The 13,787-nt window shown below is 44.8% G+C and carries 13 protein-coding genes; 5 read left to right on the top strand and 8 right to left on the bottom strand.

Annotated features, from left to right (window positions below; genetic code table 11):
• The first annotated feature begins 8 nt into the window (after positions 1 to 8).
• The gene (locus ACX9NY_RS27675; protein WP_339237946.1) at positions 9 to 485 is read left to right on the top strand and encodes a DMT family transporter; all 477 of its coding nucleotides are present in this window, start codon (positions 9 to 11) and stop codon (positions 483 to 485) included.
• Positions 486 to 624: 139 nt separating this feature from the next.
• On the opposite strand, the gene ACX9NY_RS27670 is transcribed toward ACX9NY_RS27675, so the two are convergent.
• Positions 625 to 1,068, bottom strand: coding sequence for a VOC family protein (locus ACX9NY_RS27670; RefSeq protein ID WP_472476216.1), 444 nt, complete (start codon positions 1,066 to 1,068; stop codon positions 625 to 627).
• A gap of 87 nt (positions 1,069 to 1,155) precedes the next feature.
• On the opposite strand from ACX9NY_RS27670, the gene ACX9NY_RS27665 reads away from it, so the two are divergent.
• Positions 1,156 to 2,187, top strand: a complete 1,032-nt coding sequence (locus tag ACX9NY_RS27665; RefSeq protein ID WP_472476215.1) for a helix-turn-helix transcriptional regulator — start codon at positions 1,156 to 1,158, stop codon at positions 2,185 to 2,187.
• Between the two features lie 39 nt (positions 2,188 to 2,226).
• On the opposite strand, the gene ACX9NY_RS27660 is transcribed toward ACX9NY_RS27665, so the two are convergent.
• Complete coding sequence (locus ACX9NY_RS27660) at positions 2,227 to 3,411, bottom strand: MFS transporter (RefSeq protein WP_472476213.1); 1,185 nt, start codon at positions 3,409 to 3,411, stop codon at positions 2,227 to 2,229.
• Positions 3,412 to 3,596: 185 nt separating this feature from the next.
• On the opposite strand from ACX9NY_RS27660, the gene ACX9NY_RS27655 reads away from it, so the two are divergent.
• A complete protein-coding gene (locus ACX9NY_RS27655) occupies positions 3,597 to 4,460 on the top strand; it encodes a LysR family transcriptional regulator (RefSeq protein ID WP_339257548.1) in 864 nt (287 codons plus the stop codon).
• A 25-nt stretch (positions 4,461 to 4,485) separates the two neighbouring features.
• A complete protein-coding gene (locus ACX9NY_RS27650) occupies positions 4,486 to 5,160 on the top strand; it encodes a VOC family protein (RefSeq protein ID WP_472476211.1) in 675 nt (224 codons plus the stop codon).
• Between the two features lie 43 nt (positions 5,161 to 5,203).
• Here ACX9NY_RS27650 and ACX9NY_RS27645 read toward each other — a convergent pair whose 3' ends face one another.
• A complete protein-coding gene (locus ACX9NY_RS27645; protein ID WP_472476209.1) occupies positions 5,204 to 5,569 on the bottom strand; it encodes a MerR family transcriptional regulator in 366 nt (121 codons plus the stop codon).
• Between the two features lie 129 nt (positions 5,570 to 5,698).
• Between ACX9NY_RS27645 and ACX9NY_RS27640 the strand changes: the two genes are divergently transcribed.
• Positions 5,699 to 6,349: a nitroreductase family protein gene (locus ACX9NY_RS27640; protein WP_472476207.1), complete on the top strand. Its 651-nt coding sequence runs from the start codon at positions 5,699 to 5,701 to the stop codon at positions 6,347 to 6,349.
• A gap of 204 nt (positions 6,350 to 6,553) precedes the next feature.
• On the opposite strand, the gene ACX9NY_RS27635 is transcribed toward ACX9NY_RS27640, so the two are convergent.
• The 5 genes from ACX9NY_RS27635 to cdaA form a co-directional block, all read right to left on the bottom strand.
• Positions 6,554 to 7,066, bottom strand: coding sequence for a cysteine hydrolase family protein (locus ACX9NY_RS27635; protein WP_472479424.1), 513 nt, complete (start codon positions 7,064 to 7,066; stop codon positions 6,554 to 6,556).
• Positions 7,067 to 7,231: 165 nt separating this feature from the next.
• A complete protein-coding gene (glmS, locus tag ACX9NY_RS27630; RefSeq protein ID WP_342571125.1) occupies positions 7,232 to 9,064 on the bottom strand; it encodes a glutamine--fructose-6-phosphate transaminase (isomerizing) in 1,833 nt (610 codons plus the stop codon).
• An 880-nt stretch (positions 9,065 to 9,944) separates the two neighbouring features.
• Positions 9,945 to 11,285 carry a phosphoglucosamine mutase gene (glmM, locus tag ACX9NY_RS27625; RefSeq protein ID WP_339237964.1) on the bottom strand — a complete coding sequence of 447 codons (1,341 nt, stop codon included), beginning with the start codon at positions 11,283 to 11,285 and terminating at the stop codon, positions 9,945 to 9,947.
• A gap of 72 nt (positions 11,286 to 11,357) precedes the next feature.
• On the bottom strand, positions 11,358 to 12,851 hold the full coding sequence (locus tag ACX9NY_RS27620) for a CdaR family protein (protein WP_472476205.1): 1,494 nt from the start codon (positions 12,849 to 12,851) through the stop codon (positions 11,358 to 11,360).
• On the bottom strand, positions 12,844 to 13,680 hold the full coding sequence (cdaA, locus tag ACX9NY_RS27615) for a diadenylate cyclase CdaA (protein WP_017692119.1): 837 nt from the start codon (positions 13,678 to 13,680) through the stop codon (positions 12,844 to 12,846). The genes ACX9NY_RS27620 and cdaA overlap by 8 nt, the downstream gene beginning before the upstream one ends.
• Between the last annotated feature and the right edge of the window lie 107 nt (positions 13,681 to 13,787).

Raw genomic sequence — 13,787 nt, 5'->3', positions numbered from 1 at the left:
GGATTACGATGGGTATTGGTTTATTGATTGTTGTTGTCACTTTGGTGGGTGGAGCTGTACTTAGTGCGCAGTCCTCGATCAATGGTACGATTAGCCGAAATATCGGTCTGCTGGAGACGGTTTTCTTCACGTTTGCGTCAGGTACACTGATTCTGGCTGTACTCATTAATTTTTTTGGCAGTGGACATGTACTCGACTTACTTCATGCGCCCAAATTACAGCTTTCTGCGGTTTTCCTTGGTTTCGGATATTTATTCCTGTCCACATTGGCTGTAAATAAACTGGGCGTGACCCCTGCTAATCTTACGGCGATTGTAGGTCAGATTGTTGCCGGTTTTATCATCGACGCCCTGGGGCTTTTCGGTGGTGAATTCATTGCATTCTCTTGGCAGCGAGCTGTCTCACTTATCCTGATGCTCGCTGCATTAGCTCTGATTTTCAGTGAAAAGAATGACCAAGCTCAAGCGGTAACGCTTAGCAAATAAATGATCGGTAATTCTCGATATTTGATATCCAGTGACATTTGGATTTCCCAAACTTTTGGTTGCTCAAACGACATTGTATAGATATAGAAGAAAGAAGAGCACATGATGTCATGGCTCTTCTTTCTTGATGTTTTTTAAGTTAAAAATCATGTACCGTCACACATAGCTGAATCGCAATGCCAAACGGGTCCCGCACAATGCCATAACCTGGACTAAATTCATTTTGTTCGTAAGGTACCAGTACCTTCACACCCTCATGTTGCATCAGAGAATGATACAGTTGATCAATCGTATGTTTATCCTTGGATTGGATACATAATGAAGTGTTGTTCCCTAGCTGCCATGCTCTCTCCGTGTCCATTGCTTCTTCCGCAATCATGACTTTGTTAACCCCAATCTCAAGTACCGAATGTGTAATATACTCATCTTGACTAGCAGGGTACTCGAAGCCCGGGTTCATCTCCTTCATCTCTTGATAACTTTTTTTGAATATGACTTTAGCGCCCAGAAACTCCTCATAAAAAGCAATGGCTGCCGCCGCATCCCCGTTCATCGACAAAAATGGTACCACTTCAAAGTTCATGGTATTGCCTCCTTGTTCCTATTGAATTACACTTATCACTATAACAACGAAAGGTGCCATACCATGGCACCATTAAGAGGGTTAGATATGAAAAAATCAGAACGCATGAACCAGATGCTGCGCTATATTAATCAAAAACAACAGTTCACCCTGCAAGATCTTATGCAGGAGTTCCAGATTTCCAAACGAACCGCGATTAGAGATATCGCTTCATTGGAAGAGTTAGGTGCGCCCATCTATGTCGAATATGGACGCTACGGCGGATATCGACTGCTGCAACAGATGCAGCTGCCTCCCATTTCGTTCAATACGGGTGAGCTTCATGCCCTTTATTTTGCGATGCAGGCTCTCCGAAGCTTCTCCAGCTTACCCTTTGAGGTCTCTTTCCGTACCATTCATGAGAAATTTATGAGTGCGTTATCCGACAAGCAACGACAAAATATTGAGAATATCCAACACCGGGTTTCCTTCCGACATACGGAGCAGATCCGAGATAGTGCACATTTGGAGTTTCTGTTGATGGCTGCTGTACAGAATATAGTGATTCAGGTTACTTACGCTAATCAGCGGATATCCCCTGATCATAGGCCATCCCCTGCGAATCTTGCAGAGTCTGAACAATCAGATCCATCATCCCGCACGTCCAACACCAGTATTCGCACCATTCAACCCATAGCACTCTATGCGAGGAAAGGCTACTGGTATTGCCAGGCTTATGATCTGCAAAAAGAAGCGTACCGGGTGTTCCGTTGTGACCGGATCATATCAGCCGAAGTGTCCGACATTGGACCTTTGGCTCACGTGATTGAGCTTCATGCACAGGATACCCATTTGTTATGGAAACCATCACCAGATGCTATTCCATTTCAATGTCGGATTGACGAAGCCGGGGTTGAACTTTTCCGGCAAGAACATTTTCCCTCCATGCAGATCATACACGTCAACGAATCGGGCAGTGAACAGGCACACATGCTTCTTGCAGGTTCGTATGAGCCTCATGAACTTAATTTCATAGTGAGATACCTCGCAGGATTCGGTAAATCCATTCGAATTATGGAACCCGACACGTTAAAGGAATCATTGCGACAGTATTATATGGACTTGTTAGATCATGTATAAAGACTATATTTTCTACACCCATTTTACTTCACATGACTTTTAGCTCCGCTTCTGGCCAACAACTTCCGTGCTCTTCTTATTGCCAACAGCTATTTGCACGATGATCTGCAGTACAATGATGATAGCCAAACCATAGAATGCTTGCACCAAGCTGCCTGTCAGGTCGTGAAGCCAACCAATTGCCAGCGGCCCAAGTGCGCCAAGAATATAACCACCAGATTGCGTCATGGCAGACCAGCTGCTGGCTTCCTGAGCATTGCTTGTCTCATCAATCGGCAGCATCAGTGCAATCGGGAATAACCCACCTGCACCAATCCCAAGCGGGATCGCCGCGAGCCACGGACTGACAGAGAGATTCAGCATCAGGACCCCTATCAATTCCAGCAACGTACATCCAACAAGCCAGAACACACGTCTTTGGTATCGGTGTACAAGCATGGGAATGAATAACGTTGAGGGCAGTGATATTAACGTAAATAACGTTTGGACGTTGCCAGCAGTCTCTTGGCTATATCCCAGACCCTGAATCGCTGGTGCAAGCCAAGCGGTTAATGAATAGAAGATCGCTGCCATCAGTCCGAAGAATAAGGTCAGCACCCATGCACGCTTGTTCTTCATTGGTAGTGGCGCATGAATGACAGACGGAGTTTGTCCGGATTGTCGATCTTTACGCGCAGACCAGGCTAACTTTAACCAGATCGGCAATGCAATGACTGCAAGTAATGTCCATGTGGCCAAAGACCCTCTCCAAGATCCACCCAGCATATGCTGAAGCGGAACGGATAATCCTACACTAATGCTGGCCCCCATCACCATCGCAGTAGAGTAGATGCCGACCATGGCTGCTACTCGGTTAGGAAAATACTGTTTAATGAAGCTGGACAACAGCGGCCCTGCCAATGCAATCCCTACACCGGACAAAAAAGAAGTAAACATCAGCAACGGAGTTGCACCCACGAACAATCGTAATCCTGTACCTATTCCAATAAAAATTAAAGCCAGTACAATAGCACCCTCGTTCCCCCACCTTCGACTTAATCTTACGGAGAACGGAGCGAATATGCCCATACATAATACCGGTAGTGTTGTTAACAAACTGGCCGTCATGCCACTCAAACCCAGATCATTCTGTATGGTACTCATCAGAGGAGATATGGAGGTAATGGATGGTCTTAAGTTTAGTGAAGCCAGAATCAGTGCCAATACAATATAAAGTAGTTTCATTATGAATCACCTCATGGTAGTAATATCCTTACCCTCATCCAAGATCCAAATCATTAATGACATGATCTTCGAGTGGTATAAGATTAAGTATAGAATCATTAGAATGATTGAACAATACTATTATTTCTATTAAAATGATTACTAAAACCAATGATATGAGGTGATTCCCCATCGAAATTCGTCAGATGGAAAACTTTATTACCGTGTGCGAGGAGCTTCATTTTACTCGGGCGGCTGAGAAACTTGGCATATCTCAACCTACGTTGAGTCAACAAATACGTGGGTTGGAGGATGAACTTGGTGTTCCTTTGTTTGACCGTGTCGGCAAAAAAATTGTGATGACCCAGGCAGGTACTCTATTTCTGGAGCACTGTGTACAGATGATTCGGCATTTACAGAATACCCAGGATGCGCTAGCAGAATTCCGCAATGATCAGCGGGGACGATTGGTTATCGGTGTTCTTCCATCCGATTTGGATTACCGTATCACTCCATTGCTCGTTGATTTTCATGCCCGGTTCCCCAAAGTGCAATTGAAGGTTATTTCTTCGATCTATGTCGTGAATCAAGTGTTGGAGAATGAAGTCGACATCGGTATAGAGATCACATCTGCCCCTGATGATCGGCTTGTACGCATTCCTTTGTGCAGTGAAGAATATGTACTTGTCGTTTCCGAGAATCACGATTGGGCTGACCGCAGCACGATTAAAATTCAGGAGTTACGTGATATTCAAACGGTGATGTTCCCCGAAGGATTTACCGGCAGGGAATTAGTCGATGACTATTGTCGTAAATATGGTTTTAGCCTTAATACCATCATGGAGACCAGTTCGGCAACCTCCATCATTAGTCTGGTCAAAGCCAATGTTGGAGGAACACTGCTGCCTTATCCTCTGATCCAAGCCATGAATGAACCCACGCTAAGATGCATTCGAATTACAGATGATCCACCATACCGACACTTTGAGATCATCCATCGGTCCGACCGTTACCTGACGCAATCGGCTAAGGCATTTATTGAGAAAACGATCGAGTATTTCAATCAATGATGAGTTTAGAAGGAGAGCTGTTGAATTGAAAATAAGAGAAGTTAGTTTGTTGACACCTCAGATCGAGGCCATGAGAGAGTTTTACGGTAGACTACTGGAGTTGGAGCTTGTGGAGGATGATACAACATTCATTTCATTCCGTGCAGGAGACTCGGTCCTTGCATTCAAGAAGGCACCGGAGGAAGAGAATCCATACTATCATATAGCGTTTACGATTCCAACGAATACACTCGCTGATGCAAAAAAGTGGGCCCAAAACCGTAACATTCCGTTGCTTTCCAAGAATGGACAAGATCAATTTTATTTCCCCTACTGGGATGCAACAGCCTTCTATTTCTATGACCCAAGCGGCAACTTGATGGAATTCATCGCTCACCACTCACTCGATAATGCAGTCGATGAAGCTTTCGAAGCGAAGCATCTGATATGTATTAGTGAAATCGGTCTGCCTGTGGATGATGTTCCTGAGACGATGAGCACATTGAATGAGCATTATCACCTTAATCCCTTTGCGGGAGATGGGAAGAAATTCTCCCCCACGGGTGATGCAGAAGGTATGTTTATTGTGATTGATAAAAAGATGCCCTGGTTCCCAGACGGGCGGATGCCCGGTGTATTTGCCACTGAGGTGAAGGTGGAAGCTGGCAAGCCCGGTAATCTACATTTACAAAAGGGTCGGTACTCTATTGTTTCAATATGATGTAAAAATATACTGACTGAGAAGCTCAAGAGGTACGTCCCGCTCAGTACTTACCAAATCCATCCTCACACGTGATATCCGATTTAAGAAGCTCGTACAGAGTTTGTTTGGAATTCTCTAATTTTTTTTGCACCTCTTCAATTTCTGATATTCTCGCTTGGATGATGCTTGCCTGATCTTTACTTGAAAACCCATTTTTAGAGATCATCGATTGGATCTCATGAATCGTAAAGCCTACAGCCACACATTGTTTCACCACATCCAGATGCTGAATAATGCTCTGCGCATATTTCCGATAGTTATTTTGATCTCTAAGCACATGTTCATCCGTGATAATACCTATTTTCTCATAGTACCGAATCGTGGAAATCGGAAGGTTTACACTGTTCGCTACTTCACTAATCTTCATCTAAATCGCCCCGTTTCTTCTTCTTGCTATAAAGTATACTTCATAGTTTACAATCCTCATAGTGAGACGGATGCAGATATAACCACCGATATCCTAATCTCACCAATATAGATATGAGGAGAGATCGATATGAATACAATTACCGGCCAATTCAACAAAACCAATGATTTTGATACCATCGTCTTGGAGCGCCATTCCGTTAAAGCTTACGACCCTGAAGTGAAAATCAGCCGCGAGGAGATGACCGAAATATTGGCGAAAGCTTCACGTGCCCCCTCGGCGATTAACATGCAACCGTGGCGTTTTCTTGTCATCGACAGTGCTGAAGGCAAAGAAAAGCTTGCACCACTGGCCTCTTTTAACCAGACACAGGCACTAACGTCTTCCGCTGTCATTGCCGTATTTTACGACGCTAACAATGTGGAGTACATGGAGGAGATTTTCAGCAAATCGGTGGAACTTGGATATATGCCACAAGACATCATGGATATGCAGATGCAGCAGGTACAACCTTATTATGCAAACATAACTCCATCCGAACTGCGTGATATGAACCTCATTGACTCAGGCCTCATATCCATGCAACTCATGCTCGTTGCCCGTGCTCATGGCTATGATACGAATCCTATGGCCGGTTATGATAAAGCCCAGATTGCTGAGGCCTTCGGCCTGGATAAAGAGCGTTTCCAGCCCGTGATGTTGATTTCCATAGGTAAAGCAGCCAAAGATGGCTATCCTTCCTATCGTCTCCCGGTTGAAACGACTACGAGTTGGGCGTAACCCATAGCTTTACACATTCCTTCTTATCTAGACCACTGTTAATATAGAAAACGCGTACTTGTATTTAAATAAAAAAGAGGTCCTATGACCATATTTTATGTCATTAAGACCTCTTCTATATGCCTTCAATTTTATGTTAATGTGATACAGAGATTTGGTCTTATTTAAAAATTTTATGTGGCGAGTTTTGTACGATCCGTTGTTCTACGATCCACCTTCTATCCATTTCAAGAATCTATGGTTCCATATGTTTTCATAAAAAGAAATGGTTTCTTTTCCAGACATCCATGGATTATCCAAAGTGGAAGTGCCATTCTGTATCATATAGTTGTCGTATCCCAATCCATGAGCATATTTTATTGTAGCATCCATACAGTATTCTGTTTGGGCGCCACAGAACTCGATACGACTTACAACTAATTGGTCCAATAGACTTTTCAGATTTGTTTCGTAGAACGAATTCGCATGCATTTTCTGCACAAAAAAATCTTGCTCTTGAACATCAAGATCGGCATGTATTGCCCATGGTTCTTCTCCTGGCACTAATGTTTCATCACAGTGTTGAACAAATATAATCGGTTTATGTATTTCTCTATACAAAGCAATTCTTCTATTCACCCTATTCAGTAAATTATTCAAATCATACAAATGATTTCCATCATAACAAACGCCATTTTGTAGATCGACCACGATCAACACATCCGCACATGTCTCCATCATTTTAACCTCTCTTCGTTTGCAATATGTTCATTCAACATAGATCTATTGATGATGAAAATTCCTATAATCAGTATACTGGATAACAAAAAAAGATGATATGACCAGGTCATATCATCTTTTTAAATACCTATTTACTTTTAAAAAATAAATTCAGAATCAACCTTACTCAACCGTTACGCTTTTCGCCAAGTTACGTGGTTTATCCACATCGTGACCCAGTGCCAGGGAAGCGTAGTATGCCAGCAATTGCAGCGCAACTACAGACAGAGCCGGGCTCAAGAGTGGCAGCGTCTTAGGAATCGCAAACGCTTGGTCTACGGATTTCAGCAATGGTGCTACGTGCTCTTCGTACGTAATCGCCAGTACATCCGCGCCACGTGCTTTCACTTCTTTGATATTGCTCACTGTTTTCTCAAGTACGTTCTCCTGCGTTGCCAGGGCAATAACAGGGATACCGTCTTCGATCAATGCAAGCGTACCGTGTTTCAACTCACCTGCAGCATAAGCTTCGGAGTGAATGTAAGAGATCTCTTTCAGTTTCAACGATCCTTCTTGAGCTACTGCATAGTCAAGACCACGGCCGATGAAGAAGAGATGTTCATGTTTGGAGATTTGCTCTGCATATCCTTTGATTGCATCCGCTTGTTCCAACATGGATTCCACTTGCTCAGGCAATGCTTGCATCGCTGCCAGCGTGTGTGCAATCTCTTCAGCAGTTTGAGTACCACGAACTTGTGCAAGGTACAGACCAAGCAAGTTGAACGCGATCAACTGTGAAGTATACGCTTTGGTAGAAGCTACAGCAATTTCAGGACCTGCCAATGTTGCGATAACATCATCTGCATCACGTGCAATGGAGCTGCCCACGACGTTTGTGATTGCAAGTACATGTGCACCATTCGATTGTGCTTCACGCAATGCAGCAAGCGTATCGGCAGTTTCACCAGATTGGCTCACTACGATTACGAGTGTATCTTTGTGCACGATTGGGGAACGGTAACGGTACTCGGAAGCCACATCTGTTTCAACCGGAATACGCACCAATTGCTCAATCACTGTACGTCCAACCAGACCTGCATGGTACGCTGTACCACATGCAATGATTTGAACGTTACGGATATTTTTAATTTGTTCTTCAGTCATTTTCAACTCAGGAAGTTGAACTTTTTTGCCTTCATTATCGATGCGACCCAGCATTGTATCACGATATGCTTTTGGTTGCTCATGAATTTCTTTCAGCATGAAGTGCTCGAATCCGCCTTTTTCTGCGGTTACAGCATCCCAATCGACACGAATCATTTCCCGAGAAATAAAGTTGCCTTCAATCGTCATCAATTCGACAGCATCATGTGTCAATACAGCCATTTCACCATCATTAAGAATGTACACGTTACGTGTATGTTCCAGAATTGCCGGGATGTCGGAACCAATGAAGTTCTCGCCTTCACCAATACCGATAATCAATGGACTTGCTTGACGCACAGCTACGAGTTTCTCAGGCTCATGCTCAGTCAACACACCCAGTGCAAATGCGCCACGCAACAACGTAATCACTTTTTGTACTGTTTTAACGATATCACCATTGTATTCACGTGCGATCAGGTGAGAGATAACCTCAGTATCTGTCTCGGAAGTGAACGTATGACCTTGAGCCATCAATTCGTCCTTCAGATCCAGGTAGTTCTCAATAATACCGTTATGCACAACAGAGAACTTCTGACTTCCATCTGTGTGTGGATGAGAGTTCTCATCCGATGGTTTACCATGAGTAGCCCAACGTGTGTGTCCGATTCCGGCATTACCTACCAGTGGTGCACCATCCAGCTTGGCTTCAAGGTTCGCAAGGCGACCCAGAGCTTTCGTGATTTGCAGACCTTCTGGTGTGAATACCGCAATACCTGCAGAATCATAACCACGATACTCGAGTTTCTTCAATCCTTCGACCAATACCGATTGAGTGTTCTTATTACCAATATATCCAACAATACCGCACATAGTTTATTTCCTCCGTTTGTATATGAATACTGTGTCACGAAGAGAAACAGGCAGAGGCGGCATATCGGAAAAATGAGTGATTGCCTAGCGTTTCATGAATACTTGGTACTTATTCAATTATCAATGATCAGAGCGATCTCGTGTCGCCCCGCTGTCATCATAAGCTGTTATGAATGCAATCATGAATGTACATCATTTTCCCGTCCGCGTACTGTTTACGCTCTTCACGCACATTCATTTGAATTTTAGTATGACTCTTGCACCTGCACCGGCGCGTTGTGTGGACAGTCACCTATCCATTTTCCGCAATCCGGTTTACGGCTCTGGTGCTTCACCGGGAGGTCCCCGCCGAACAATCCGAACACCTCCACCTCGTCAGCTTGATTGCCGTTGATCTTAATCAGCCGTTCTTCAACCTAGAAGAAATCCTGATCAACATCATCCCGCGCAACTCCAAGCTCTGGCGCTTGTGTAACTGTAACCTTACGTTCCTCACTTTCTGTGTCTGAATGACGACTCCACTCATTATATGCACGTCAGGTCCATTTTGCAATGGAGCAAAGTACCTGTGACAATTTCAGCATATTTACCCACAATCCCGACCGGATAATCGGACCTATGGTCTCATCAGGCCGGGACGCAGGAATATTCATGAATAGAGGAAATTCAAAAAGTCCGCTTTTGATTACGAATCATGCCTAATGGCATTATCAGCATCGAAGTTGAAATTCAGCCGAAATAAGCGGGAGGCTTACGAAGTATGTTTCCTTTGGAAACATTGTGGTTACTCACGTAGTTTGCCTACGCTCCGCTACTCCATTTCTATCTTCATTCCATCTTCTCCGTACTGAAAACCAGACTTTTTGAACACGTACCAATCCTATACCAGTTCTTTTTGAACTACATCTGCGATTTGAGACACAAATTGTTCAAGTTCGTCTTTGTCTGGTCCTTCCGCCATAACACGGATCAGAGATTCTGTTCCAGAAGCACGAACGAGCACACGTCCATTATCGCCAAGTTGTTGTTCTACTGTAGCAATAGCTTGCTCAATTGCAGAATTGCCCTCATATTTGCTCTTATCTTCAACACGCACATTCACCAATACTTGTGGGTACTGGGTCATTAGCGCTTTGAGCTCACTCAGTTTTTTACCGGAAGCCTTGAGCGTATCCACGAGTTGAATCGCAGTCAGCATGCCATCTCCCGTTGTATTGTAATCCAGGAAAATAACATGGCCAGATTGCTCTCCGCCCAGGTTGTAACCGCCGCGACGCATTTCCTCCATCACATAACGGTCACCTACTGCAGTTTTAGCTGTTTTCAGTGCAAGTTTCTCTGTTGCTTTGTAGAATCCGATGTTACTCATAACCGTTGATACAACGGTGCTGTCCTTCAACTTGCCTGCACGATTCATGGCATCACCACAGATACACAGAATGAAGTCTCCATCCACCTCAGCGCCAGTCTCATCAATAGCAATCAGACGATCTGCATCCCCGTCAAAAGCAAGACCCAGATCCGCTTTATGTTTGAGCACTTCCTGTTTCAGGTTCTCTGGATGCGTTGAGCCACATTGCTCATTAATATTCAGGCCGTTTGGCTCAGCGCCAATGGCAATGACTTCTGCACCAAGTTCACTGAATAATTTCGGTGCCAGCTCATAAGCTGCTCCGTTCGCACAGTCCAAAACAATTTTAAGACCAGAGAACGACTCATTAACCGTCGTTTTCAGGAAGTCGAGGTAACGATAACGGGATTCCTCATCCATCGTTACTGTACCTAGACCGCCACCCACTGGTCGTGGCAATTGATCTGTCTCCGCATCCATCAGCTCTTCAATCCGGTTCTCTGTCTCATCGGACAGCTTGAAGCCATCTCCCCCAAAGAACTTGATACCGTTATCCTCTACGGGATTGTGGGAAGCCGAGATCATCACACCTGCGTCAGCTTTCAGCAAACGTGCAATATATGCTACTCCCGGAGTGGATACAACGCCCAGACGAATTACATCAGCGCCAATGGACAACAGACCTGCAACCAGTGCGGATTCCAACATCAATCCCGAGATACGAGTATCCATGCCAATAACCACTTTTGGTCTTTCCACACCACCTGCAAGCACGTAACCACCACAACGTCCAATGCTGTAAGCAAGCTCTGCCGTTAACTCTTTATTGGCAACTCCTCTTACACCGTCTGTACCAAAATATTTCCCCATGATTTAACTCCTTCTATTCGCATCATATACGAGCACTAATATTATTTTTTGAGAATTTTAAAATTAGAACGTTTACGGATTCGTGCCACTTTTACTGCCAGTACCGCTGTTATTATTATTTAAATTACCTCGACTGTTTGTGTTCCCCTGTTGGCCCTGATCCTGAGTATCCGTATTCGATTCCGTTTCTTCTTCATCAGGAACAGGCTCAGTTCCCCCATTTTCGACCTCGGCTGGTGAAGGGTCAGGTGCTACCGTTCCCTCGTCAGTCGGCTCTTCGCTAGGAGTAGTCGTTGTGTCTTCAGCCTTTTCGCTAATTTTGACCGTTGCACTCAGAGCATTGGACGATTCATCCAGTTTGGCATAACGGGGCAGGTCGGCTTCAAGCTTGATCTCATGCGTTCCAATCGCAAGTCCAGCAAGATCACCTGTCAACTTGATATCCTCACTACTCAGACCCTCAAGCATGCTTGGTGAGCCTGTGAGTGTAAGGTTCAGACCGCCGCTTCGAGGCGTAACCAGCGTCCCTTCCAGTCCATTTCCCGCACCGGTAAGTGTGATGGGGACGTTCGGAAAGACTTTCGTTGTCTCCTCTGCCTCGTCAAATGGTGATATGGTTACCTTGAGCTGAATCGAACTAGGCTCGATTTTCTCAAAACCGGAAGGCGGCGTCAAGTCCACGTTAACTGTCGATGTACCCGACTGATCAAACTGGGTAAGATCAAGGGTTACTTGGTCGTAGGACTGTATACCCGCAAGCGCATCCTCAGATCCATAAACCGAGACTTCTTTCACGCTAGGCTCTACTGTGGAGAGAACCAGGCCTTCTGGTAGCTGTCCCGAATATTTGATTCTTAAGGGTATAGATGTATAGGGCTGACTGACCGGAACTCGGACTTCAACCGTTTGAGGCGTTATTATCGCGTTTTCAAGGACCTTACCTTCAGCATCATATGCTTGAAGTTTCACTTTTTTTTGTATGACATCTTCCTTGGCATCTTTTACGCTCAGACTGCCCTGGACCTTCGCTACTGCCTCGAGTTGCCCTTCGGGCAGAGTTACCTTGACCGGCGTCGAAGGTTCAATCACGGGCGTCCCAGCGCTGTATCCGGCGGATGGTTCCCCTTCGGGTACAATATTCACATTGAAGGATTTGGTGCCCAATTTTTCTACATTCACGGTAACCATGGAAGGCTCCATACTGACTACTTCCACCCCGGATGGCAAATCAGGTACAAGCGGCAGTGTATTCGACCCATCTTTCACTTGGCTCAGATCCACCAGTACCTTGTAATCGTCATTGGTAAAGATCGATGTGAGCATCGAGCGCTGTCCTTTAATCTCCAACCGGACCTCATCCGTACTTAATGAAGTAAGCACATAGCTGTTGCTGTCTAATCCATAAGGTTGAACAGGCACCGTACGTTCCACAACCTTGTTGGTTGTGCCTGTTGTAATCGTAGGGGTGGTTGGTACTTCATCCAGATGAATCATGAACCAGAGCAGCAGACTCACCGCAAGCGCAAGTATTTTGGCAAAGTTATTATTGTTAAACCACTTATCCATTGTTACGTCCTCCCTTCCGTTTCCAGAAGGTTGTCCAACCATTCTTTTTCAGATTGGATGTAGGGCGCAACTCCTCATACAGTTTGGCAATCAGTGATTCTTCCTTAATATCACGAACGACCTGTCCGTTCATCGCCAGTGATACTTGTCCGGTCTCCTCGGAGACAACCAAACAGATCGCATCTGCAACTTCGGTGATCCCGATGGCTGCACGATGGCGTGTCCCCAATTCTTTACTGATAAACGGATTCTCTGATAATGGCAAATAACAAGCTGCCGCCGAAATCTGTTTCCCTTGTATAATGACGGCTCCATCATGGAGCGGTGTATTTGGAATAAAGATGTTAATCATCAGCTCCGAGCTGACCAGAGAGTGCATCTTAATACCCGATTCTGTGTAATCGTTCAGACCCGTTTCACGTTCAAATACGACCAATGCGCCGATTTTACGCCGTGACAGATAATTAACAGACTTAATAATCTCACCAATTAACACCGTTAACTCTTCATCACTCGCTGCCGCTGAACGACCAAATAGCTTACCTCGTCCCAATTGCTCCAGACCACGACGCAGTTCCGGCTGAAAGATAATGAACACCGCAACGACACCAAACGTAAACATTTGGTTCATTAACCATTTGAGCGTATACAGGTTTAGCCACGTACTTAATGCCCAGATCAGCACAAGGAACAGAATTCCTTTCAGGAGCTGAACAGCACGTGTACCCCGCACAAGCAAAATCAGTTTGTACATAATATAGGTAACGATCAATATATCGATAACGTCCTTAATGGACTCTGTCCACGTTAAGTCAGCAAAATAATTCATAAGCCAGCCCCCGCTATCCCCATTGATGAGTAAACCCTGATCTCATATTAACCCATTAGGATTTTATATAATCCTTTGTCTGCGCATTTTTGCATCATTCGATATAT

The sequence above is a fragment of the Paenibacillus sp. CB74 genome, from assembly GCF_055687625.1.
This window is presented reverse-complemented; position numbering and strand designations above follow the sequence as displayed.